23 protein-coding genes are annotated in these 24,456 nt (G+C 31.9%); all 23 read right to left on the bottom strand.

Features of this window, described 5'->3' with window-relative positions; all coding sequences use genetic code 11:
• On the bottom strand, positions 1-619 hold a 619-nt coding region (locus CRT24_RS20610; protein WP_218962586.1), incomplete at its 3' end, for a hypothetical protein.
• A gap of 920 nt (positions 620-1,539) precedes the next feature.
• Complete coding sequence (locus tag CRT24_RS05830) at positions 1,540-1,929, bottom strand: hypothetical protein (RefSeq protein ID WP_144034514.1); 390 nt, start codon at positions 1,927-1,929, stop codon at positions 1,540-1,542.
• A 557-nt stretch (positions 1,930-2,486) separates the two neighbouring features.
• On the bottom strand, positions 2,487-2,780 hold the full coding sequence (locus tag CRT24_RS05825) for an AlpA family transcriptional regulator (protein WP_099370309.1): 294 nt from the start codon (positions 2,778-2,780) through the stop codon (positions 2,487-2,489).
• Positions 2,781-3,013: 233 nt separating this feature from the next.
• A complete protein-coding gene (locus tag CRT24_RS05820) occupies positions 3,014-5,407 on the bottom strand; it encodes a polysaccharide biosynthesis tyrosine autokinase (protein ID WP_099370308.1) in 2,394 nt (797 codons plus the stop codon).
• 22 nt (positions 5,408-5,429) lie between these two features.
• Positions 5,430-6,185, bottom strand: a complete 756-nt coding sequence (locus tag CRT24_RS05815) for a polysaccharide biosynthesis/export family protein (protein ID WP_099370307.1) — start codon at positions 6,183-6,185, stop codon at positions 5,430-5,432.
• Positions 6,186-6,319: 134 nt separating this feature from the next.
• On the bottom strand, positions 6,320-7,288 hold the full coding sequence (locus CRT24_RS05810) for a glycosyltransferase family 4 protein (RefSeq protein WP_257213978.1): 969 nt from the start codon (positions 7,286-7,288) through the stop codon (positions 6,320-6,322).
• Positions 7,285-8,187 carry an NAD-dependent epimerase/dehydratase family protein gene (locus CRT24_RS05805; protein ID WP_099370306.1) on the bottom strand — a complete coding sequence of 301 codons (903 nt, stop codon included), beginning with the start codon at positions 8,185-8,187 and terminating at the stop codon, positions 7,285-7,287. The genes CRT24_RS05810 and CRT24_RS05805 overlap by 4 nt, the downstream gene beginning before the upstream one ends.
• A complete protein-coding gene (locus CRT24_RS05800; protein ID WP_218962585.1) occupies positions 8,184-9,440 on the bottom strand; it encodes a glycosyltransferase family 4 protein in 1,257 nt (418 codons plus the stop codon). The genes CRT24_RS05805 and CRT24_RS05800 overlap by 4 nt, the downstream gene beginning before the upstream one ends.
• A 5-nt stretch (positions 9,441-9,445) precedes the next feature.
• Positions 9,446-10,585 carry a non-hydrolyzing UDP-N-acetylglucosamine 2-epimerase gene (gene wecB, locus CRT24_RS05795; RefSeq protein ID WP_099370305.1) on the bottom strand — a complete coding sequence of 380 codons (1,140 nt, stop codon included), beginning with the start codon at positions 10,583-10,585 and terminating at the stop codon, positions 9,446-9,448.
• A gap of 61 nt (positions 10,586-10,646) precedes the next feature.
• Entirely contained in the window at positions 10,647-11,774 is a 1,128-nt protein-coding gene (locus CRT24_RS05790) for an NAD-dependent epimerase/dehydratase family protein (RefSeq protein ID WP_099370304.1), read from the bottom strand.
• A 3-nt stretch (positions 11,775-11,777) separates the two neighbouring features.
• Positions 11,778-12,200: a WxcM-like domain-containing protein gene (locus CRT24_RS05785; protein ID WP_180269072.1), complete on the bottom strand. Its 423-nt coding sequence runs from the start codon at positions 12,198-12,200 to the stop codon at positions 11,778-11,780.
• Between the two features lie 28 nt (positions 12,201-12,228).
• Positions 12,229-13,260 (bottom strand): polysaccharide biosynthesis protein, encoded by a 1,032-nt coding sequence (locus CRT24_RS05780; RefSeq protein ID WP_099370302.1) that lies wholly within the window; start codon positions 13,258-13,260, stop codon positions 12,229-12,231.
• An 18-nt stretch (positions 13,261-13,278) separates the two neighbouring features.
• The gene (locus CRT24_RS05775; RefSeq protein WP_099370301.1) at positions 13,279-14,424 is read right to left on the bottom strand and encodes a glycosyltransferase family 1 protein; all 1,146 of its coding nucleotides are present in this window, start codon (positions 14,422-14,424) and stop codon (positions 13,279-13,281) included.
• A gap of 27 nt (positions 14,425-14,451) precedes the next feature.
• A complete protein-coding gene (locus CRT24_RS05770; RefSeq protein ID WP_099370300.1) occupies positions 14,452-15,315 on the bottom strand; it encodes a hypothetical protein in 864 nt (287 codons plus the stop codon).
• Between the two features lie 11 nt (positions 15,316-15,326).
• A complete protein-coding gene (locus CRT24_RS05765) occupies positions 15,327-16,499 on the bottom strand; it encodes an EpsG family protein (protein WP_099370299.1) in 1,173 nt (390 codons plus the stop codon).
• Complete coding sequence (locus CRT24_RS05760; protein ID WP_099370298.1) at positions 16,499-17,908, bottom strand: lipopolysaccharide biosynthesis protein; 1,410 nt, start codon at positions 17,906-17,908, stop codon at positions 16,499-16,501. Before CRT24_RS05760 ends, CRT24_RS05765 begins: the two co-directional genes overlap by 1 nt.
• Positions 17,892-18,809 (bottom strand): hypothetical protein, encoded by a 918-nt coding sequence (locus tag CRT24_RS05755; RefSeq protein ID WP_099370297.1) that lies wholly within the window; start codon positions 18,807-18,809, stop codon positions 17,892-17,894. Before CRT24_RS05755 ends, CRT24_RS05760 begins: the two co-directional genes overlap by 17 nt.
• Positions 18,810-18,822: 13 nt before the next feature.
• Entirely contained in the window at positions 18,823-19,680 is an 858-nt protein-coding gene (gene rfbA, locus CRT24_RS05750; protein WP_099370296.1) for a glucose-1-phosphate thymidylyltransferase RfbA, read from the bottom strand.
• 13 nt (positions 19,681-19,693) lie between these two features.
• Positions 19,694-20,548 carry a dTDP-4-dehydrorhamnose reductase gene (gene rfbD / locus CRT24_RS05745; protein ID WP_099370295.1) on the bottom strand — a complete coding sequence of 285 codons (855 nt, stop codon included), beginning with the start codon at positions 20,546-20,548 and terminating at the stop codon, positions 19,694-19,696.
• 9 nt (positions 20,549-20,557) lie between these two features.
• Positions 20,558-21,097, bottom strand: a complete 540-nt coding sequence (gene rfbC / locus CRT24_RS05740) for a dTDP-4-dehydrorhamnose 3,5-epimerase (protein WP_099370294.1) — start codon at positions 21,095-21,097, stop codon at positions 20,558-20,560.
• Positions 21,098-21,103: 6 nt separating this feature from the next.
• Positions 21,104-22,153 carry a dTDP-glucose 4,6-dehydratase gene (gene rfbB / locus CRT24_RS05735; protein WP_099370293.1) on the bottom strand — a complete coding sequence of 350 codons (1,050 nt, stop codon included), beginning with the start codon at positions 22,151-22,153 and terminating at the stop codon, positions 21,104-21,106.
• A 14-nt stretch (positions 22,154-22,167) separates the two neighbouring features.
• Positions 22,168-23,451 (bottom strand): nucleotide sugar dehydrogenase, encoded by a 1,284-nt coding sequence (locus CRT24_RS05730; RefSeq protein WP_099370292.1) that lies wholly within the window; start codon positions 23,449-23,451, stop codon positions 22,168-22,170.
• 36 nt (positions 23,452-23,487) lie between these two features.
• Entirely contained in the window at positions 23,488-24,456 is a 969-nt protein-coding gene (locus CRT24_RS05725) for an SDR family oxidoreductase (RefSeq protein ID WP_099370291.1), read from the bottom strand.

Here is a 24,456-nt window from a genome sequence, read left to right as displayed (position 1 = left end):
TGAACGTTGAATAGTACCTGTCATAGATGGCAATGGAGTCCACGGGCAGTTCCTCGATCCAATGGGAGGCCAGGGTCAGCTCGCTGGTCCGGTATGGGGCTATGCAGGCATGGGTCACCAGGTCGTTCAGCACATCGTAGTGATAGAAGGTCTTTGCCTGCACGAAGCTCGAGTTCTGGTTGCTCTGGCCGCCAAAGTTGGCCTGCAGGGAAGGTGTGTTCACCAGGGCAAGGTTGGAGCCGTCAACTGCGATCAGGCGATAGCCCATCCATCTCCKGGTATCCCCCGGTGCATGGCGCAGGAAGCTCTCGCAGAGCACCCGGTTCCAGACCAGGAAGAAAAGGGGGCTCAGCTTGCTCCTCTGCTGGGAAAAGGCACTCACCGAGCAACTGATCTTCTTGCCCAGCTCACCAAAGAAACCTTCCAGTTCGACAGAGAGGGTCCGCTTGCACATCTTGGCGATCAGCAGGACCAATCTCTCGAAATTGAGCTTCCGGTCCCGGGTGAAATGGGTTTTGGAATTCCTGAAAAGATTGAGCAGCAGAGGRTCTGTTAAACAGATAGAAATAAAATTTTTTAGGTCTGAKAYGATTTTAAGTGCTATTTTTACATCGGCCATAAACGCGGTTGTTTAGATTTGTTTAGTAGTGAATTCAAAATTAAACATTTACGTGATTTATGGCCTTCTTTTTTTCTTAACTTAATGACATTGCCCGATGGGGTTTTGCTCCTTTCGAAAATCACATTTCACGCCACACAACCCCGCTAGGGGGGTGCAACTATTCTAGAAATGATTATTCGATGCCATCCAACCCTGTAGGGGTGTCACTATAATCCCTTTCCCACGACATGCCTGTCATCCCTAATCGCAAGATTAGGAAACTATTTTTATGATTTAGAAACAATAGTGGTCGGTGTCTTCACTGACCACGGCGAACCACGTCCAACACAACGCCATCGCCTTGGCATGTTTGTTAAACTCCAGCTATAATAGTGTCACCCCGATGGGGTTTTGCTCTTTTCGAAAATCACATTTCACGCCACACAAACCCGCTAGGGGTGCAACTATTCTAGAAATGATTATTCGATGCCATCCAACCCTGTAGGGGTGTCACTTTAACCCCCTTTTCCACGACATGCCTGAAATCCCTAATCGCAAGATTAGGAAACTATTTTTATGATTTAGAAACAATAGTGGTCGGCGTCTTCACCGACCACGGCGAACCACGTCCAACACAACGCCATCGCCTTGGCATGATTGTTAGATTCTCTTAACTTAATGACATTGCCCATCGGGGTGTAACTATTATAGCGGCAGGGGAGGACACCTGCCACGGCGGAGCAACGCCATCGGTGTGGCATATTTATTTAAACCACCATGATTTAAACATTTATGTTGTACTAGGAATTAAAATTGGAAATTTACTGGATTTGGGAATTAAGAAACTTGTAATGACTGCGTTGGTTCTGGTGGTTTTGTGAATACTTTGCTTAAAACCCTTTTAACTAATGAAATCATTTCAAGCACTAGACAACCACTCAATGTAGAGAATTCTTTTTAAAAATTCTTTTCCATGGAATAATATAAACGAGTAAAGTAATTGAAAAGAAAAACAATCGATACCGTGCTGTCACCAGTCCATCTTGTTTATAAAAATAATCATATTTATCGTTATAAACTAATTTGATCTCAGCTCCAACTGGATATTTTGAGCACTCCTTACTCCCCACTCGAACTTTGTATAGATTTTCCTTATATCTAATTTCGATTGAGTTATTTTTACGAGATCCACAATATTGCTTCTCAACTACAAAATTTTGAGAAGCTACCTTCTCCATCTTTATAGATTCCCTATAAAAATATATGTTATAAACAATCCCAATAGCGAGAATACCAATAATAAATGGCCTTGCTTTTTGTTCACTCATATAATTCATTGTATTCTATTGGCATGATTCAAAGTAAATAAAAAAAGCGCTGCTTAAATATAGTATTTAACAATTCTATAAAAATAAATGATAATACCACATCTATAGGATTGAATAGCGTAGGCATATCATATCTAAAACATTGAAATCAACTCAAACATCAACACCATCGGTGTGGCATATTTATTTAAACCACCATGATTTAAACATTGTTTTTGGAAAAGGAATTAAAATGGGAAAATGCTGGATATGTGGGCGGGCAGGTTGTAATGGCTGTGTTGGTTTGGGTCGTTGCGTTGGTTGCCCTTCGGCTCCGCTAAGGGACCCGGTCGAAACCAGGAGCAGAAGAGCCAAACCCAAAAACAATAAATAAGACTTCAAGATTTTTAGTGGATATTTATTTCTAGAATAAATATCTTGAAGTCATAGAAGTACAATTAACAGCTAGATTATTTGGACAAGTAAATATCTAAAACTGATAAAAAGTACTAAAACAATAAACAAGAAGTTTATTTTGTTTTTTTTAAACTGAGAATTCGGTCAATATCTTCTTGTCGCTAATAATCCCTTCCACCGACCTTAGTTGGTTTTAATTCACCGGAATTTCTTAACCGAAAATAAGTTGATTTACTGATTCCCAACATTTTGATGATATCATCCATGTTGTAGAGCCTAGGGGCAGGGAGTTCAGGAGGGGAGGTAGAATTATTGATTTTGGTAATCTTGGCAAGGTATCTAGAAATATGGGTTATTTCACTTGTTTGAATGCTACTATTATCATAGAGCCTCTCTAGAGTTTTACGAATTCTAAGAATTGTTTTGTTGTTGGGGTTCTGGGAATCTGTTGACATACGAACTATATTAATATTGGATTAAAAAAATAAAATCAAAACCTTCTCACTAAACAATATAAATTTGATATTTAATTAATTATTTATCGAATAAATAATTTTAAGTATTGATTACCAGAATGTTACCAAACAAAAAATATGTGAAAAATAAACTGATGTGGTCGTAAACTAAGGGGTATTTTGAAGAATAAAAAAAGGGAGCTGAGTTCCCTTTTCTTTGTTTTATCTGATTATTACTTTTTCTTTTTGAAAAGCTTTTTGAATTGTTTCCCAATTTTAGCTCTTAATGATACTGAACTCGCATCAACATAGCCATAACCATAACCGTAGCCATAGCCATAGCCATAACCTCTCGCAAAGTCAACATCATTTAAAACTACTGCCATATTGCGCAGTTTGCCATCTTCATAAAGTTCTTTAGGAACGTTTAACAAACGTTTATCAAGGTAGTTCGCCCTAGTAACATACATAGTCAGATCTGCAAATTCAGAGATCAATAGGGTATCAGTTACCAAACTTACCGGAGCAGTATCCACAATAACAAAGTCATAATGTTCACGACCATACTCGATTACTTCCTTAAAGTGGCCATTCATCAATAATTCAGCTGGGTTTGGAGCAATATAACCAGAATAGATAATATCAAAATCATAAGGAGCAGGCTTGCGTATAATAATATTATCAACAGGCATATCCGGATTGATCAAATACTGAGTAATACCAATATTGGTATGTTGCAAATGTGATAAGCCCAAATAATCCAATACTTTTGGAGAACGGATATCCGCACCGATCAACAGAACCCTTTTACCAGACATTGCTAGAATTCTGGAAAGATTCGTCGAAACAAATGATTTACCTTCACCCGAAGTGGTTGAGGTGACAAAGATTACAGCTGAGTCCTTCTTGGCCCCCAACATAAAAGCAATATTTGTACGCAAAATCCTAAATGCCTCTGCCAAGGATGATCTATCATTATCCTTAACTACTGGATCATCAGAAGCCGGAATCTCACCCAATATAGGAGCATTGAATTTCTCTTCAATATCCTTTCTGGAATGAACCTTATTGTCCATTAAGAATTTAAGGTATAAAATACCAAATGGAATTAACAATCCTGCCAATAATGCCCCTGCAAGGACAATTGATTTTTTTGGAGATACAGCTATATCAGATCCGTAAGCTTCATCAATAACTTTTAAAATCGCAGGCGTCGCCGAAGCTTTAATTTCAGTTTCTTCCCTTTTCTGCAATAAAAATAAATATAATGATTCAACAATTTGTTGCTGCCTAGAAATATCTTTAAAGCCTCTTTCTTGATTTGGCAATTGATTTAACTTACCTTCAAATTTATTCTTTTGTCCTTGCAAAGAATTAACATTACTTTGCAAACCTTGTTTATAATTATTTAAAGATATTCTTAAAGTACTACCTAATTCATTAATATTTTTGTTTAAATTTTGAACAACTGGATTGTCTGGCGTAGCAGATTTTAATAGGTCATCACGTTCTAAAACCAAATCATTATAACTTTTTACAGTCATTTGAATGGATTGGTCTTCTAGTCCAATATTTGATGGCAAAAGGTTCCCAGTATTTGAATTAACAGCAGATCCCATCATCTCAGCTAACCTCAACTGGGTTTGATATTCAACTAATTTACGTTCATTTTCTGAAGCATTTTGCATATATAGTTGAACCTCAGAACTCATATCAACCATATTATTGCGGTCTTTATAATCTGCCACTTTAGAATCTGCTGAAGCTAAATCTTTTGAAATTAATTCTAATCTAGAATCAATAAAATCGGATGTTGCACGACTTACCCTGGTTTTATCTTCTGTTACATCTTTATTATATTGATCTATTAAGGAATTTAAAATAAGTTCTGCTTTATCTATATTTCCAGAATTTAAAGAAAAATTCACCACATAAGATTGCTTTTCTTTATTAGGTGTTATATTAACATTTTCAAGTAACTTATCGACTGTGGTGTTTACAGGCTCAAAAGCTATTACAACATCATCTTTAATTTGCCTATTCCCTTGCGGCAAAATCATAATTGGACCAATACTTGAAACTACTTTTTGTCCAAGAGTATAATTCTTAATACCGTTGGATTTATCTTCAAGTTCAAATGCGTCACCACGTTTCCTTAATATTAACTTTATTTCGGTTGAATCTAACCTTCTATTATTTGGCTCTAAAATAACTAAACGAACAGGAGATAAAGATTCAACCATTTCAGAACTTTTAACATTTCCCTTTATAGAATAAGAAATGTTTAACCTATTCTGTTCAACTACTTTTTTAAAAATTCTTCTTGACTTCATTACATCAATTTGATCAAGTACAAATGCTGATCCTGCAGTAACATTCGCCAATGATGCTAATTCAGTCAACCCAGATAATTCGCCAGATGCTTTATCCTCATCTTGTAGCAAAATTTTAGCTGTAACACTATAAATTTTATCAGCATAACGCAAATAGATAATGGCACCAATAATCAAAACTAAAACAGAAATAATAAACCATTTCCAATAATAAGCATATTGTTCAAAGATTTGCTTTAAATTTATTTCCGGTTCCTTTGAATCATTTGGCAAAGTGTTCTGAATATTATTCATGAAAAATATTTTACTAATTAAATTAACGAACTACGACCGCAACTATAGTTATAATTAAACTTGCAATCGATACAAAAATAGATGTATTTTGAGTGTACTTTGAGGATTGAATTCTTGCTCCATTTGGCTCAACGTAAACAACATCATTTTGAGACAAATAATAAACAGGTGAATTTAAAGCGTCCCTTTTAGTTAAATCTACTCGATATTCAACTTTTTGACCATTTTGTTCTCTTATGACTAAAACATTTTTTCTAACTCCATTAATAGTTAAATCTCCCGCCATTCCTAAAGCTTCTAATAAAGTTATTCTGTCATTTTCTACTTCGTATGTTCCAGGTTTAAGAACCTCACCTAATACTGTGACCCTAAAATTTCTAATGGTCATGTTTACTCCCGGATTTACAATATATTTTCCAACTTCTTCTTTTAAATCCTTTATAGCTTCCACTCTTGTTTTCCCTGCTAGTTTGACTTCCCCTAATTTAGGAAATTCAATATTACCCTCACTATCTATAACATAAGTTGGAATAAATGGATTAGCATTTTGGGGCGTCCCTGTTTGATAGATGTTTATTTGATTAAATGGTTCAGTAGCACGAATATCGTCAGCGGTAATTGAAATAGTTAAAATATCTCCTGGTTGTAATCTAGGAGCATTTAATTCATAAGATGTATTCAAAGCTGTTGAATCAGGCTGAAAATAAATTAAATCTTTCTTTGAAGCACAGGATCCAAACAATGACAGCAAAACAATTAAAACCAAAAAAATTCTCATAAATATTTTATTTAATTGAGCAATTACTCAAAAATTAGTCCAAGAATTATAAATCATCAACAAATGTAATCTTTTCCTTTAATATGGAAGAATCCCTCATAATTTAATTCGAAAAGCATTCTATTATAATTCGCCTAATTTTTTAGATTGTTAATTCTTGTAATAAATGTATTTTTTAATAAAAGATATATGATGCTTAAAAATACAATTAGACCTAAGGAAAATAGTATTTGAACTCCATAAGTATATTTTGATATATAGATTATGAGTAATCCAATAATAAATTGTAATAAACCATATATGGTTGAAATCAACAATCTATTAATTTTACCTTCATTTGCTAAAAATTGATACAAGTGGCTCCGATGGGCTTGAAAAATATTCTCTCTTGAAATCAACCTACGGATAATTGTCCAAACTGAATCTAAACCATATACAAGCAAAAACAATAAATAAATTATATTACCAGTTTTGATAATTAATAGCCCAAGTGCAAAGATTAAAATAAATGCTATACTAACTGATCCAACATCACCCGCAAAGGTTTTTGCTTTATTTCTAAAATTAAAAAATGCAAAAACCAACACACCTAAGATGGTGAAAATTAAAAATTCTGGATCAATAAAATGTATTTGTTGATTTGCGATTAATAATAAACTGCCAACAGCCAAACTATTAGAGGCAGTAATCCCATTTATTCCATCCATAAAATTATAGGCATTTATAATTCCTACAATAACTATAAAAGTTAAAACTAAATTATACCATGGAAGAGAAAAAACATTCAATTCATAAGCCATTAACAAAACAGAAGTAAAATGGATCAATAAACGAATCCGATTGGACAAAGTGAATATATCATCTAAGAAAGAAACAATAGTCATTAGCGTTAACCCTAAAAAAAACCAAGGATAATTAAATCCAGACCATATAAAATAAAACAAGGCAGCAAAATAAAAAATAATCCCACCCCCTCTTAAAGTTATTGTGTTATGAGATGATCGTTCGTTAGGTTTATCGATAATATTAAAACGATCAGCAACCTTGAAATAAAATATTTCAAGAATAAATAATAAAGCAAATACAATTAAATATACCATCATTTAAATGATTCAATAGTTCTTCTTAATCCATCAATTGCAGAAATAGGTAATTTTGTTATATTTAAATCTGCTTTAATTTTTTCATTTGAAACTCGATAAGACTCTGTTAATTTCTTTAATCTTTCTGAATTAATTGGCAAAGGCAAAATATCTCCAATTTTAACCAAACTTTTGACAATTGATGAATTTATTTTTAACTTTTGACTTTTTTTACCAAGAACATCCGAAATCAAATCCACCAATTCATTGGTTGAAATAAAATCATCATCAGCTAAATTATAAGTATTAGATTTTAAATTTTTATTATCAAGAATTTGATACACTAAAAAAGATAAATTATCAACACTCAGAAAAGATCTTTCGTTTACAAAAGAGGCCAATGGCCATGGTAAACCCTTTTCAACAACTTGGTAAAGCAGATTTAAATTGCCTTTATTTCCAGGACCATGAACCATGCATGGTCTTAAAATAAAAACTCTCTTGCCTTCTTTTAATATTGCGTTATTAAGGAAATTTTCTGCCTCTTGTTTTGATTTACCATATGGAGTATGTGGTTCTGTAGCTATTTCCTCAGTCAAAACTCCTTCCACAACATCTGCAACCGCTTTTACTGACGAGAAAAATAAAAAATCCCTAACATTAGAATTTTTAAATTTTTCAAATAGCTTTATTGTCAAATCCCTGTTGATCCAATAATAACTCTCAGGATCAGAAGTATTTGAAGTATCGTGAGCTTTACCCGCTAGGTGGATTATAGCATCAAAACCATCGAAATTCATTTCTTCCCAGTCCTTTCTTCGCAAAGAAAGGCTCTCTGTTTCAATACTAGTATTTTCTTTAAAATATTTTATCAGATTTTGTCCAACAAATCCTGAAGCCCCTGTGATTAACACTCTCATGAAGCAATAAGTTTATCAATTAGTTCAACATATTGTTGGGTTACCTTCTCTTTAGTATACCTAGCTTGAATTACTTGATAACCTTTTTCACCCATTTGTGAAAGTTTTGTACTAGATACATTTGTAATAAAATCTACTATACCATTCACCTTATTTTCTAATAGGTCTGATTTAATTAATTCAGCACAGCCAATCGGTTCCAAAAAGTTAGTGATTGGTGTATTTTCACCTGAACAAACCAATAAAGGTTTCTTACATGACATTATAGTATATACCTTCGATGGAAAGCCATGACCTTCCATTTCTTTGGACATAAAAATAAATTGAAGATCTGAAAAAGCTAATAGTTGAGGCATCTTTTCTCGTTGTTGGTATGGAAGAACATGTACTTTTTCTAACCCAAATTCGCTTTTCTTTTGAATTACATAATCCTTCATCACTCCCTCACCTATAATATAAAATTCTACTTGTAAATCTTTTAATCTCTTTGCAGATTCTAATAATGGCTCCCAATCTTGAGCATGCCCTATATTACCAGCATACATTAATTTTAAAGAGCTATTTTTAACAAAAATAGAAGTATCTAGATTAATGCTATCACTATCAAGAGGCTTGTATAAATCTGAATCAACGAAATTTGGAATAATATGTAGCTTATTTTTATCTTCAAATCTATTTACAATTGTATTATAAAAAACTTGATCAATAGTTGTGACCGCATCCGATTTATTGTAGATAAATCTCTCCAACCATTTTAAAATTTCTATAATTGGTTTAGATTTTAATCCACCTTGTTCAATCAGAAAATCCGGATAAATTTCTTGTACATTATAAATTACCTTTGAACCCTTGATCTTGCCAATTAATAAATTTATAAACCCAATTGTCAATGGGGGTGAGGGAGATAAAATAGCATCAAATCTTTTAAACGATAATCCTAATATAATTGCCAGTAAATGCCAGTAAATAAACCCCAATATCCTTAAAAAGGTAGATTTGAATTTTTTCTGTGGCACATGAATAACCTTTATTCCATTAAAATTACTAGTATAATAAAGTCCCAACCATTGTTTTTCCAAAGGCTGTTTTGCCAACTCTTCTTTTACAACATTGTAATGGGGAGTAGTAGTTAATACTGACACATCATATCCCGCCTTTTGAAACGCCAATGCGATATCATTATATAGATAAGCAGTTGACACTCCATCAGGGCTAAAAGCTATCCCATGTATCAATATTCTTTTTTTCATCATCAAACCTATATTTCCTCCGACCAAACAACTCTTTTCACATAATCAGTATAGGACAAAATAATCCTTACCATTTTTTCGGAGACATTAGGCATTGAATAATCAGCTACTGGTCTAAAGTTTCTCTGTTCGCCTACTTGCTGTTTTAATACCTGTGTTAAACCCTGCAGTATTCTTTCTGGAGATAACCCCACCATCATCACCGAAGCTTCTTCCATGGCTTCAGGTCTTTCATGAGCCTGACGAATATTTAATGCTCTAAAATTTAGAATTGAAGACTCTTCTGAAATAGTTCCTGAATCTGATAAACAAGCATATGAATGCATCTGTAGTGCATTGTAATCATGAAAACCTAATGGTTTCAAAAATTGAATTTCTGGACGCATTTCAATCTTCATCTTTTCAATCATATTCCTTGTCCTTGGATGGGTTGAAACAATAATAGGGTACTGATATTTCTCCGCTATTGCGTTCAATGATTCCATTAAACCTCTAAAGTTCTTTTCATTGTTTATGTTTTCCTCTCTATGAGAAGACACCACAAAAAATTCACCTTTATCCAATCCTAAGTCTTCCAGCACTTTGGAAGCTTTGATTTCAGGTAGGTAATGGTTCAAAACTTCATACATTGGTGAACCAGTTTTTATGATTCTATCTGCAGGCAATCCTTCTCGTAAAAGATATTCCCGTGCAATATCAGAATAAGTAAGGTTTACATCGGCTGTATGGTCAACAATTTTACGGTTTGTTTCCTCAGGCACCCTTTGATCGAAGCAGCGATTACCTGCCTCCATATGAAAAATAGGAATATGTCTCTTCTTGGCAGGAATAGCGCAAAGACATGAATTAGTATCTCCTAGAACTAAAAATGCTTCTGGCTTTAATTCTTCCAATAATGGATCGATTTTGATTAAAATATTACCCACAGTTTCAGTAGCAGTTTTTCCTGCTGCCTCCAAAAAGTAATCTGGTTTTCTTAATCCTAAATCTTCAAAGAAAATTTGGTTTAATTCATAATCATAATTTTGTCCCGTATGTACTATTATATGGTCAACAGCTTCGGAGGCATCTAAAGCACTCAGAACTCTTGAAAGTCGAATAATTTCAGGCCTTGTTCCAACGACCGTCATTACTTTTAATTTTTTCATTTTTATTTTTTTGTCGGATAAAATAATCAGTGTTCAATTCTTGTTGATCTAATGGGTAAAATTATACTTCCAAAAAGTAAGTGTCAGGATCAGAAGGGTCATATGGTTCATTGATCCAAAACATGGTAATCAACTCTTCTTCACCTATATTCTTAATATTGTGTGTATACCAGATTGGCATATCTACATAAGAAGGCTCATTACCATCAAGGTAAAAATCCAACACTTCATCGCTGTCCATCTTACGCAATTGGATCAAAGCTTTTCCTTGAATCACAGCAAAACGTTCAATCTTTCGCGTGTGATAATGATTTCCACGGGTAATTCCGGGCACTGTTGTTGAATAGGATGATTGGCCACCAATGCCCATACGTATAATTTCTACAAAAGTCCCCCTTGGATCTGTATGTAATTGAAATTTTCTGGGATAGATTGAGGAATGATCCATATAACTTCTAAAAGTATTGAAGAGATTAAGCTCAAACTTACTGTTTAATACAGGAATTTCACCTTTATCTAAATATAATGCTTTGAAATTCTCCAATAATCCTAAAACCTCTGAAACCTTTTTGGAATCTCTTGCCTCAACAATGTAAGAAGGTTGATGTTTTGACTCTTTAATAAGTCTAATAATATCATCCACTAATTCTTGCACATAAATCAAGTTGACTTGCCCATCATTAGCAATGGCAGGCGTCTCACCATGGGTTAATTGATGGCAAAAAGTAGCAATAAATGAATTATAATAAGGACGACCAAATGAACCATAAACATTCGGAATCAATAATCCAGTAAGTTTTCCACCGAATTCTTCAGCCCATTTTTGTAAAGCTTCTCGACCTTCCTTTTTAGACTTCCCATATAGATTGTCTCTTTCTTCTTGGGTAGAAGATGAAATAAATACATGTGCCTGAGAATTTGTGCGCTTTAAAGAAGCTATTAAATTGTTTACTAAGCCTACATTGGTCTCATAAATAAATTGTTCACTCTCATGGCGATTCATTGCGGCAAGATGAACAATAACATCGCACTGTGACACAAACCCATCTAAGGCTTTCTCATCTGAAAAATACTCTTTATTAAAGTCTACTAATTCAAAAACCTCTGGTTCTAGGCCTAATGTATTATACAAATGCGTTCCTACAAAACCATTCTGACCTGTTATCCCAACTTTAATTTTACCTTGCATCAATTATTTTTTATTAATAAAGTAGTCCAATGGATAGGTATAATCATCATTTGGAGCGTTTTCAATTCCATAATCTGAAAAAACCAATAATTCACTGTTTTCAGTCATTGCTTGGAAGGCTGTGCCATATCCAGCAGATAAATGCAACACTTTATTTTCTGAGCTATCAACAATTTCTGTACGTACATTTAAATCTCTAGAGGCTTCTTCCCAATTATCTATTTCTACTATATCAATTTTAAAGGATCCGCTCAAAACATAAAACCATCTTTGTTCCATCTTATGTGCTCTCCAGCCTCGAATTAATTCTAAATCAGTGTTTTTAATAATATAAAATCTTTTGACATCGGACATATCAAAATCATTCACAAAACGTATTTGTCCTCTATGATCTTTAGCGATCCCTCCTTGAATATATTCCACCATTTTTTTAATTAATAATATTATTAGATGATTATGGATATTGTAAAACATCTTCTCCAAAAATTTCTTTTCGGATCAAAGGTAATTTTGATATTAATTTTTTAAGCCCCTCTACTCCTTGTTGTTCTGTATTATGAGAATGATAATCCTCAACTTTAGAAATATCCTGATCGCCTTCAGAGAAATACTTGGCATAATTTAGGTCACGATTATCTGCAGGAACTCTATAAAAATCACCCATATCCTCAGCTTTCATCATTTCCTCTCTGGTACACAATGTTTCATACAATTTTTCACCATGACGTGTACCAATTACCTTTACAGGAACTTCCTTACCTGTTAATTCAATCAATGCTTTCGCCAAATCACCAATAGATCCAGCAGGAGCTTTATTCACAAACAAGTCTCCAGGATTACCATGCTCAAAAGCAAACAATACCAAATCAACAGCATCCTCTAACGACATAAAGAAACGAGACATATTTGGATCTGTAATCGTAATTTCTTCTCCTTTTTGAATCTGGTTTAAAAACAATGGAATTACAGATCCGCGAGAAGCCATTACATTTCCATATCTGGTTAAACAAACAACCGTATCCTTTAAATTTCTTGCTTCAGCAACTGCCACTTTTTCCATCATAGCCTTGGAAATTCCCATAGCATTAATTGGATAAGCCGCCTTGTCTGTACTTAAACAGATTACTTTTTTTACTCCATTAGATGCTGCTGCGCGTATAACATTTTGTGTTCCTTCAACATTTGTCTTAACAGCCTGCATCGGAAAAAATTCACAAGAAGGAACTTGCTTTAAAGCAGCAGCATGAAAAATATAATCCACGCCTCTAGTTGCAGGCTCAACACTAGCAAAATCCCTAACATCTCCAATATAATATTTGATCTTGTCATTTTTATAGAGATTCCGCATATCATCCTGCTTTTTCTCATCTCGTGAAAAGATTCGGATCTCACGAAAATGATCTGAACCTAAAAATCTGTTAAGAACCGCGGTACCAAAAGATCCAGTTCCACCGGTTATAAGAAGTACTTTATTGTTTATTTCCATTTCTATTAATATCTTTTTTTATTTCGACTGACCACATTTTGCTAAAAACTGTAAGGTTTCAGATGCACATTTATCCCAAGAATATTTAGTAGACAAAGTAGTTGATTTAGTGGCTAAATTAAATCTCATTTCACTATCTAGAATAACTTCTTTGATACATTCATAAATAGATTCAACATTTTCTACATTAAAATATTTTCCTGCATTATTTAAAAATTCTGGCATAGGTTGTTTCTCACTACAACAAATAGGCAAACCGCTCGTCATAGCTTCAATTAATATGTTTGGCATATTTTCACATGTTGATCCATAAACAAATAAATCAGCTTCTTTATAAATATTTTGAATTTCTTCAAAAGGAACTTTTCCTAAATACTTTATGATTTTTTCATTTCCTTCTCTTATTTTCTCAAAATTTGAAAATCCCCCTGCCTTTCCACCAACCACTAAAAACTGTATATTGAATCCATCTCTTTTTTTAAGGTTTACAATAGCTTCTGCTATCTTATCATGATGCTTATATACATCTAATATTGAAACATATAGTATTTTATATGGATTTGATTCTGTATAATGTTCAATATTTCTTTGATATTTAACAGAATTTCTAAAACGGTCCGAGATCCCATGATGTATTACTTCCCAATTTTTTATATTTATTGAATTATAATTTCTTGATATATAATCATGCGCGTATTTAGATATAAAAATTGTTCCTTCAGCCTTATTGAAAGAAATAGACTGAAAAATTCTTAACAATACAAATTTCAACCTATATAATGAAAAACCAAATCTATTAGCTTCTTCTGTTTCAAACACCAACATATTTCTACACATGGTTACAAAAGGTAGCTTTCCTCCAAAATAACTTCCTCCTGGATTAAAAATTAAATTTATTTCCTCATCCGTAATGATTTTTTTAAAATTTTGTTTTTTCCATAAAAATCTTTTTAAAAAATTTGAATCTTTGGTTTTCGGAATAGAAATTTTTTTTAACCAATTATGATTTGGCAATTTATTTAAAATAGGTTCTATACCAACTACAATAAATTTAGATATTTCATTTCGTCTTAATTTATCATCATCAATTGCAAATAATAATTCTGTTAAATGTGATACTCCACCGCCTGAGATTATATTAGTAGCATCAATTAGTATGTTCATTCAAATTAATTTCTAAAACAATTAAAATTACCCTAAATTATATTTCTTAATAAATTTTTGAGTTTCAATCCACCAAGCGCGGTTATTATTCCAGTTTATTGGTTTCCTATTATCAATATTCATAGGGGGGCTCCAAATTACAACTCCATCACAATATTGATACAAGGTTTCTAAAATAAATGCCCAATCTTTAGCTGAAACAAATTCTTTATTCCAATATTGTGGCCAAATAAATCCATATACAGGAATATTAGGATTATTCTTTTTTAAATTATTAATTTGATGTTTCGTTGCCCATTCCCATAACTCCATACTCTTATTTCTAGTATAAAATGCTGGAAAAGCAACATCATTTGATTTGGTTATAAATTTGATATCGTTGTTTAGTTTTTCCCATTGAGCTATGTAATTAATTCTCTTAACACTATTAGCTCCTGACCTTTGGTTATACAAATATAAATCTCTATAAGGCATCATGCCAAAATAGCCAATATTCCTATTTGGTAGTTTATCTTTGAAATAATTAAATACTGTGACGTATTTATTTCCATTTGATTTGTGTTTCGCATCTCTTAAATCCCAACTCTCTATATCTAAACATATGGGATAATTGTTTTTAGAAACTCTGTTAATCTCTCTATTAAGTTTATTATAGTTAATTTTACCTTTATCTAACAGGCTATCCTCATAAATAACATTTATATTCTTAAGCCCATATTTAGTTAGGTCTGGTTTGTCTTCAATCATTATACCATCATAAATGACAAATTTTTTATTTTGTATTTTTGCAAAATTTTCAATATTTATATCCTCATAGGGTTTAATAAATAGAAAAGCACTACAAACGATTCCCCCAATTATAATAATAGCCAATAATATTTTCTTTTTCATCAAATTAATTTTTATTTTTTACTGTCGATATATTCTCTACTTATATCAAATGATCTATAAAATAACAGCTCTCTAGTTTCATCTTCTTCTTTTTTAAAGACACTAGTATACGGCAGATATAAATTATATTTATGAGTACCTGGAACATTCTCTGAAGTATCTCGCATATAAAACATATATTTCGGAGCGAAAGCTATGCCAAACACAATTGGAATGATAAATATTTTAATTTGCCTATACCTTTTTACAGTAGATAACATAAATAAAAAATTAACAAAATATATGGTTAGAAATGGCATGAAATAATTAATGAAACGGCTCAATCCGGTTAAATAAGAAACTACTACAGCTATTGTAAAATATATAAAGATTAAATTAGGAAACATAACCTCTCGATATTTTACATATTTAATATATATATATATTGGTCCTAAAAAATAAATTAAGAAATAAAATGTAAATCCAGCAAAAGAAGGAGTAAACATTTGATATTCAAGCACCCTAGTCCTCAAATCTTGATTAGGGATAAAGTTAGTAACAACTTGTAAAAATAAAAAAGCACAGATAACGATTATGAACATTTTAAAAAGGACCCTCTTAGTTAGATATGCCTCTTTAATAAACGGGATAACAAATAGTATTACTGCAGATCCATGAAACATCACTGCACAAGCAATTATTAAATAATATTTTAACAATTGCCTTTTTTCTAAATAAGGATATGCAATTAAAAACAAACAGATTGCTATCGATTCCCTTAAAATTTCAAAATTTAGATACAAATAATAAAAAAGAAAATAAATTAAAATTGCAGTAAATTTATAGGAAGTGTATTTTTTAAAAAATTTGAATAAAATATAATTAACGAAAATAGCATGAACAAATTGGAGAAAAGAGAAATCATCAACTATAGATTTGCAAACTGAATTAAAAATAATCCATAATGGCTCATACCTTAAATTTGTAAAAGTCTCTAATTTTAATTGCCCTAATTTTGGGATTTGAGACTCAAATGATCTGAAATATTCTAAAGTATCTCCACCTACCTTATATCTTAGACCAGAAAGAATAACTAAAGTCAAAAAGGATAAAAAATATAAAATTTTTCCAGAGCCACTATTGATTCGGGTATCATAAAATGTTACTCCTAACAATATAAATATCAAAGGAATTAAGTATACCATTATTTATTTATTAAAATAATCTTCTTGCCCTTTTTTAAATTATATATGATACCAATAACATAAAATACTAAAACAAAAACAAGAATAGTTAATCTTTCGTTTAAACTAAATGTATAATTCATCAAAATTATAGCCAAAGCAAATGCAGGAGTTGCAAAAATTATAAATTTTAAAATATTAAAAGGAATATAATATAATTTATTTGAAACATACCAACTTAAAACAACTAATACTACATTAGTTATTATCATTGATAATACAACGCCTTGTATTCCAAACTTTGGTGTTAAAATAAAAAGACTGACCATATTTACTAATACAGAAGCAAAAAAATTGTACGTTATAAATTTAGTTTCTTCTTTGATTTTAGGACCAATATCAACTATTTCTTTAAAAATCATTAAGCAAAAGAATAAAGAAAGACCTCCAATATATTTTGCCGATTCAGAAAATTCAGAAGTAGAAAAATATTTCACCAACTCATTTGAAAATAAACAAATTACACAAACTAATAAAAACACCGGCGCAGCTACTATAGGTAATATTTCCTTCAATATTATATCCGAATTTCGTTTTTTTAATGTAGAAAATAAAAACGGAGTCCACGCCATTATAAAAGCAGTATAAATTATTTGTACTGCTGATGCAAACCTTAAAGATAGAGAATACACTCCTATAGCAGAAAGAGATAAGACATAAGCTAAGAAAAATCTATTTGCATAAGTAATGACAAAGCTTCCTACCCTAGCAGGCACCATAGGTATGGAAAATTTTAGGGATTTTTTCAAAATAACTTTGGAATATCGAAATTGAACAAAATTTTTTAAATAAAACCATAGAAAAAAGCATGTAATCACCGAACTCAAAAATTGAGAAATTATTACTGCATTAACTTTATTTTCTAGCAAGTTCAAAAACAATATTGTTAAAACTAAAAGTGAAATTGATCTTAACAATACATAAAAAAGAAATTTTTTAGTATGATTTTCAAATCTCAAAATAATAAATGTTATAATTGAAAAATTTGAAAATGGAATTTTTAAGATAGACCAGAAAAATGCTTGGGAGTATTTTTGAGAATCAAACAAATATTGATTTAAAGGATTAGCAATTAAAAGCAGTAATAAAGCAATTACTATTGAAGAAAATCCAAGAAATAGGAATATAGAGGATACATGAATTTTTTTTAATCTTCCTTTAAAATCTAAATAATATCTTTGAAATGCCGATTCTAATTGAAGTAAAGCAAATATTGATCCTCCTTCAGCTATAACCTGCATGAGATCTACGACTCCAAATTCTTCTTTTAATAGATATTTAGAATATATTGGAATAAATAAAAACAATAACACTTTCTCAAGTGTAGTTGCCAATCCAAAAGATAAGAAGTTTTTAAATAACTCCTTCATATTTATCTAAAGTAAATCTTTTTAACCATTCACACACATCATAATATTTTTTCAATTTGGGATCCAATTTTTTATAAGGTTCTTCAACAAATCTCTTTAAATCAGTAAGATTGTCCTTACCTATAATAAATATATTATCCTTAGAATAAAAGGGTTGTGATATTATAGACTCATCATTTGTGATCAATTTTTTCTCAAAAAAGATTGATTCCATTGCTCTTAATGTTAATCCTGATTGATTTTCTTGAATTAAATCTAAAATAGCTTTTGTCCCTGAGATTAATTTTAAATACTCTGGATATGAGATAGGTTGGTTCCCATCATATTTTCCTAATTTATTTCTATCTCCAACAATATAAATATGACTATTTAAATCAAAGTGTTTAATATTAATTTGGAAATCCTTTAATTTTTTGCCTCTACCCTTATCCAATCCTACAAATAAAATATCAAAAAAACTGGTAGTCTTAGGTAATTTAATGTTGTCGAAATAAAAAGTAGTATTGAAACTTATTGAATAATTTTCACAATCATTTGGATCAAAAGAATAAGGATGAAAATTTGAGGGCAATAGATTCGGAAGACCTCGTTTATATATTTTTGAAGGATTCCAATACCAAAAAATCACATTAACATTATATTTATTGATATAATTCCAAACATCAACCTCATCATTTGCAAATAAAATCACATTTTTATATCTACCTGTCTTCAGTTCATTTTTCCAATCTTCAAACCAATAATACCTACTAAATCCAATTTTATACAAGATTTTTCTAATTACTTGGGAAAAATAATTGACTCTTTTGTAAAAAGTAAAAGTTTTAATCCCTTTTTGATTAAAAAAATCAACAAAGTATTCAACAGAATTATAAATAACTAATGTATTTGACTTATCCATTAAAATATCTTTATTAGTTTAATCTTATTAAATATTCTCCATATCCGCTTTTCTTCAATGGGACTGCAATTTTTAATAGTTGATTTTTATCAATATATCCCATTCTATAAGCAACTTCCTCTATTGCTCCGATCTTCATTCCCTGTCTTTCTTCGATAACTTGGACAAATTGTCCAGCCTGCATTAATGATTGAATAGTTCCAGTATCTAACCAAGCTGTACCTCTATCAAATACACCTACTTTTAGTTTGCCCCTCCTTAGATATTCTTTATTGACATCGGTAATTTCCAATTCCCCACGATGAGAAGGTTTTATTGATTTTGCAATATCAACTACATCATTATCATAAAAATAGAGCCCTGGAACAGCATAATTAGATTTGGGTTCTGTTGGTTTTTCTTCAATAGATACAACATTTTTGTCTTTATCAAATTCTACGACACCATATCTTTCAGGATCATGGACAGGATATGCAAATACATAGCCTCCATCAGGATCTGCGCATGACTGTAATAATTTAGACATTCCAGAACCATAAAAAATATTATCACCTAAAATCAAGGCTACCTTATCTTTCCCTATAAAATCAGCCCCTAGGATAAATGCTTGTGCAAGTCCATCAGGTGAAGGCTGCTCAATATAAGAGAATTTACATCCTATTTGTGAGCCGTCACCCAATAATTTTTCAAAATTTGGTAAATCTTGAGGAGTAGAAATAATCAGAATTTCATTAATTCCAGCCAACATTAAGGTTGATAATGGATAATAGATCATAGGTTTATCATAGACTGGCATCAATTGTTTTGATACAGCCAATGTTAATGGATGAAGTCTTGTACCAGAGCCTCCGGCTAAAATAATTCCTTTCATATTGTGTTCTATATTATTTTAATAGATTAATCATTTCTTTCAAACTGTCCTTCCAGAATGGAACTTCTACATTATATGTATCTTGAATTTTGCTTTTGTCTAAAAGAGAAAATTTAGGTCTTTTTGCAGGTGTAGGATATGAAGATGTTGGTATCGGATTAATTTTCGTTCTAAATCCTTTGATTTTTTTGATTTCTTCAGCAAAATCATACCATGAAATTTCTCCATCATTTGAATAATGAAAAATTCCTCCAACCCACTTATCCGATTTGATAATCTTTAATATAGCCTTTGCTAAATCTCTCGCATAAGTAGGTGAACCAATTTGATCATTTATAACCGAAATTTCCTCTCTTTCACTCATCAACCTAATCATAGTTTTAACAAAATTATTCCCGTAAGTAGAGTAAACCCAAGAAGTCCTAATTATTATTGCATCAGGACATTCCTTTTCAATAGCCTTTTCCCCTAATAATTTTGTCTTTCCATAAATATTTACAGGATCTACTTCAGCATTTTCTTTTAATGCAATACTAGAGTTACCATTAAATACGTAATCGGTTGAAATTGAAATTAACCGGCAGTCATTTGACTTACAATAATTCGCAATTTCTCTGCTTGCCAAATGATTAACTTTATCAGCTAACTCAGTTTCGCTTTCTGCTTTGTCAACAGCAGTATATGCGGCAGAATGAATAATCAATCCAGGTTTGAACTTTGATAGTATAGATTTAATTTCTTCTGTTTTTTCTAATGCTAATTCAGCTCTTGAAAGATAATTTACATCAAAAGTTTCTTCATTTGCCAACAAATCCTTTAATTCTGAACCTAACTGGCCATTTACACCTGTGACTAATATTCTAAGCATAATTTAATTTTATTTTTTATTAAAAGGCCTCGCAACTTTATCTTTATCAGATAGAATTATTTTGTCCACTGGAATCTTCCAATCAATTGCTAAAGTTTCATCCAAAGGATTTACACCATCTTCGGATTCCTTATTATATAGATTATCACATTTATAATAGAAAGTTGCTTTTTCAGAAAGCACAGCAAAACCATGCAAAAATCCTCTTGGTATAAAGAGTTGAAGTTTATTTTCAGCAGAAAGTTCTACCGCAACATATTGTCCATATGTTTCAGAACCTTCCCTTACATCCACTGCAACATCCAAAACCTTTCCCTCAAGTACACGAACTAATTTTGCCTGCGCAAATTCTCCAGTCTGTTGATGCAAACCTCTTAGTACCCCATAACTAGAACTAGATTGGTTATCCTGTAAAAACAAAGGGTCTACACCAGTTAATTCTTTGAATTTTAACTGATTATAAGATTCAAAAAAATAGCCTCTAGAATCTCCATACACTGAAGGTTCAATAATAAAACATCCTTTTAACTTGGTTTCTGTAGCTTTCATCTATATTTATGAGTATTGTTTATTATAATAATTCTGATAATCACCTGAAGTTACATGATCCAACCATTCTTGATTATTCAAAAACCAATCAATTGTTTCAGATAATCCTTCCTCAAATGTAACCGATGGTTTATATCCTAATTCTTGATTGATTTTTGTAGCATCAATAGCATATCTTAAATCATGACCTGGTCTATCTTTAACAAAAGTGATAAGTTTTGCTGAAGTTCCTGGTTCTCTATTTAATTTTGAATCCATTTGATTGCATAGCTCCTTTACGAGATCTATATTTTGCCATTCATTAAAGCCACCCACATTATACGATTCACCTAATTTTCCATTATGGTAAACCAAATCAATAGCTTTAGCATGATCTTTTACAAATAACCAATCTCTAGTAAATTTGCCATCACCATAAATTGGTAGTGGCTTATTGTTCAAAATATTATGGATACATAATGGAATCAATTTTTCTGGAAAATGATTTGGACCATAGTTATTTGAACAGTTCGTAATAACAACAGGCAAACCATAAGTGTCATGGTAGGCTCTAACAAAGTGATCTGAGGAAGCTTTAGAAGCTGAATAAGGAGAATGAGGGTCATAAGATGTTTCTTCTGTAAAAAGTCCGGTTTCACCTAAGGTTCCATATACCTCATCTGTTGAAACATGATGAAACCTTTTTCCTTCAAAGTTATCTTTCCATAGTTCCTTTGCAGCATTCAAAAGATTTACCGTTCCTATCACATTGGTCATTACAAATGCCGAAGGATCAGTTATTGAACGGTCCACATGCGATTCAGCAGCTAAATGGATAACCCCATCTGGTTTATATTCCTGAAAAATAGCATTAATACTATTGGCATCAGTAATATCAGCCTTTACAAATGAATAATTAGGAGCATCTTGAATATCAATTAAATTCTCTAAATTCCCTGCATAAGTTAAAGCATCTAAATTTATTATTTGGTAATTAGAATACTTCTGAACAAATTCCCTTACAACATGTGAACCTATAAATCCAGCACCACCTGTAATGATGATTGTTTTTTCCATTTCGTTAAAATTAATTATAAATTACTATCAGATTTATCTCTAATAATACCTTTAACATCGTAAACTATAGCATTATCTTTTTTGAATTTCTCCAAGTCCAATTCCAAAAATTCCTTGTGAGCAACTCCCAAAACAATAGCATCAAATTTACTGGATGGGATATTTGTTGTGCTTTCTATGCCATATTCATGATTTACTTCCGAAGGATTTGCCCAAGGATCAAAAGTAGAAACCTCAATTCCATAATCCTCCAATGCTTTTATTACATCAACAATTTTAGTATTTCGGACATCAGGACAGTTCTCTTTAAATGTTACGCCTAACATTAAAGCTTTTGCCCCATTCACATTAATCCCCTTCTTAATCATAGTTTTAACAACCTGTGAGGCTACATATTCACCCATTGAATCATTCAGTCTTCTTCCAGCTAGAATAATTTCGGGATGGTAACCATGTTCTTGTGCCTTCTGAGCCAAATAATATGGATCTACACCTATACAGTGGCCTCCCACCAATCCTGGTTTAAATGGCAAAAAGTTCCATTTAGTGCCTGCAGCTTCTAGAACTGCATGGGTATCAATTTCAAGAATATTGAAAATTTTCGCCAATTCATTTACAAAAGCAATATTTATATCCCTTTGAGAATTTTCAATAACTTTAGCAGCTTCCGCAACCTTAATTGCAGGGGCCAAATGAGTTCCAGCAGTAATTACAGATTTATAAACTTCATCAACTTCTTTTCCAATTTCTGGGGTAGAGCCCGAAGTAACCTTTAATATTTTTTCAACCGTATGCTGCTTATCTCCTGGATTAATTCTTTCCGGCGAATAACCAGCAAAGAAATCCACATTAAATTTTAATCCCGAAACTTTTTCTAAAACGGGGATACATTCTTCCTCAGTTACTCCTGGATAAACTGTGGATTCATATACGACAATATCTCCTTTTTTTAAAACTTTACCTACGGTTTCTGATGCTTTATATAGAGGAGTGAGGTCTGGCCTATTATGTTTGTCAACAGGAGTTGGAACAGTAACTACATAAAAATTAGCATCCTCTATATCTGAAAGAATATTAGAACAGAATAATCCATTAACTTTATTATTGAATGGATTTTCCTTAACCAAAACAGATTGAAGAATGTCATCTTCAACTTCCAATGTTAAGTCCTTGCCAGATCGTAATTCATCAATTCTTTTTTGGTTAATATCAAAGCCTAAAACTGGATATTTTGTAGCAAATAATCTAGCTAAAGGCAATCCAACATAACCCAATCCTATTACAGCAATTTTTTTCATTTTTCGTGTTTTTTCGGTAAAAATTTGAATTACCTATTATTTTAAATTATCCCAATACCATTTGGTAGCTTCTTTTAAGCCATCCTTAATAACGTGACTAGGTTGATATCCTAGTAAGTTCTTTGCTTTATCAACAGATGCTAATGAATGCGGTATATCACCTTGTCTATTTGGTCCATGGATAACTTTAACATTCGCAATCTCTGAATCATATTCGGTTAAAAATTCCTTTAAATATCCAACCAATTGATTTAATGTAGTTCTGTCCCCGACAGCGGTATTATAAACAGTATTTACCGCATCTGGATTATCAGTTAGCATAGCTCTTTCATTCATCTGAATTACATTATCTATATAAGTAAAATCTCTAGAATAATCGCCAGTTCCATTAATTACTGGGCTTTCATGATTCATGAATTTCTTTACAAATAAAGGTATAACTGCTGCATACGCTCCATTAGGATCTTGTCTTCTACCAAATACATTGAAATATCTTAAACCAATTGTTTCAATACCGTATGTTTTTGAGAAAATTTCTGCATAAAGCTCATTGACATATTTAGTTATAGCATAAGGAGATAATGGTTTTCCAATTTTGTCTTCCACTTTAGGAAGTGATTCAGAATCTCCGTAGGTTGAAGAAGACGCCGCATAAATAAAACGCTTGACATTCGCATCTCTAGCGGCAACGAGCATATTTAGAAACCCAGAAACATTCACCTCATTTGAAGTTTGTGGATCTTTAATTGAACGAGGCACTGATCCTAAAGCAGCTTGATGTAAAACATAATCAACTCCTTGAACAGCTTTTTCACAATCAGCAGTATTACGGATATCACCTTCAATTAATTCAAAATTTGGATTTCCTTCATGTTGAACCAAATTATGTCGATGTCCGGTTGCAAAATTATCCAGTACAACAACTTGTTGACCTTTACCTAAAAAATATTCAGTAAGATTTGAACCGATAAAACCCGCTCCGCCAGTAATTAATATTTTACTCAT

Origin of the sequence: Sphingobacterium sp. 1.A.5 (assembly GCF_002734235.1) — a bacterium.
In the GTDB taxonomy this organism is placed as follows: Bacteria; Bacteroidota; Bacteroidia; order Sphingobacteriales; family Sphingobacteriaceae; genus Sphingobacterium; species Sphingobacterium daejeonense.
Note: the sequence above shows the minus strand (reverse complement) of the source record. Positions and strands in the feature narration are given on the sequence as shown.

Bases quoted from the DNA above. Each gene is read 5' to 3' on its own strand.
- CRT24_RS05830 (WP_144034514.1), bottom strand. From the start codon at position 1,929: ATGAGTGAACAAAAAGCAAGGCCATTTATTATTGGTATTCTCGCTATT.
- CRT24_RS05825 (WP_099370309.1), bottom strand. From the start codon at position 2,780: ATGTCAACAGATTCCCAGAACCCCAACAACAAAACAATTCTTAGAATT.
- CRT24_RS05820 (WP_099370308.1), bottom strand. From the start codon at position 5,407: ATGAATAATATTCAGAACACTTTGCCAAATGATTCAAAGGAACCGGAA.
- CRT24_RS05815 (WP_099370307.1), bottom strand. From the start codon at position 6,185: ATGAGAATTTTTTTGGTTTTAATTGTTTTGCTGTCATTGTTTGGATCC.
- CRT24_RS05810 (WP_257213978.1), bottom strand. From the start codon at position 7,288: ATGATGGTATATTTAATTGTATTTGCTTTATTATTTATTCTTGAAATA.
- CRT24_RS05805 (WP_099370306.1), bottom strand. From the start codon at position 8,187: ATGAGAGTGTTAATCACAGGGGCTTCAGGATTTGTTGGACAAAATCTG.
- CRT24_RS05800 (WP_218962585.1), bottom strand. From the start codon at position 9,440: ATGATGAAAAAAAGAATATTGATACATGGGATAGCTTTTAGCCCTGAT.
- wecB (WP_099370305.1), bottom strand. From the start codon at position 10,585: ATGAAAAAATTAAAAGTAATGACGGTCGTTGGAACAAGGCCTGAAATT.
- CRT24_RS05790 (WP_099370304.1), bottom strand. From the start codon at position 11,774: ATGCAAGGTAAAATTAAAGTTGGGATAACAGGTCAGAATGGTTTTGTA.
- CRT24_RS05785 (WP_180269072.1), bottom strand. From the start codon at position 12,200: ATGGTGGAATATATTCAAGGAGGGATCGCTAAAGATCATAGAGGACAA.
- CRT24_RS05780 (WP_099370302.1), bottom strand. From the start codon at position 13,260: ATGGAAATAAACAATAAAGTACTTCTTATAACCGGTGGAACTGGATCT.
- CRT24_RS05775 (WP_099370301.1), bottom strand. From the start codon at position 14,424: ATGAACATACTAATTGATGCTACTAATATAATCTCAGGCGGTGGAGTA.
- CRT24_RS05770 (WP_099370300.1), bottom strand. From the start codon at position 15,315: ATGAAAAAGAAAATATTATTGGCTATTATTATAATTGGGGGAATCGTT.
- CRT24_RS05765 (WP_099370299.1), bottom strand. From the start codon at position 16,499: ATGGTATACTTAATTCCTTTGATATTTATATTGTTAGGAGTAACATTT.
- CRT24_RS05760 (WP_099370298.1), bottom strand. From the start codon at position 17,908: ATGAAGGAGTTATTTAAAAACTTCTTATCTTTTGGATTGGCAACTACA.
- CRT24_RS05755 (WP_099370297.1), bottom strand. From the start codon at position 18,809: ATGGATAAGTCAAATACATTAGTTATTTATAATTCTGTTGAATACTTT.
- rfbA (WP_099370296.1), bottom strand. From the start codon at position 19,680: ATGAAAGGAATTATTTTAGCCGGAGGCTCTGGTACAAGACTTCATCCA.
- rfbD (WP_099370295.1), bottom strand. From the start codon at position 20,548: ATGCTTAGAATATTAGTCACAGGTGTAAATGGCCAGTTAGGTTCAGAA.
- rfbC (WP_099370294.1), bottom strand. From the start codon at position 21,097: ATGAAAGCTACAGAAACCAAGTTAAAAGGATGTTTTATTATTGAACCT.
- rfbB (WP_099370293.1), bottom strand. From the start codon at position 22,153: ATGGAAAAAACAATCATCATTACAGGTGGTGCTGGATTTATAGGTTCA.
- CRT24_RS05730 (WP_099370292.1), bottom strand. From the start codon at position 23,451: ATGAAAAAAATTGCTGTAATAGGATTGGGTTATGTTGGATTGCCTTTA.
- CRT24_RS05725 (WP_099370291.1), bottom strand. From the start codon at position 24,456: ATGAGTAAAATATTAATTACTGGCGGAGCGGGTTTTATCGGTTCAAAT.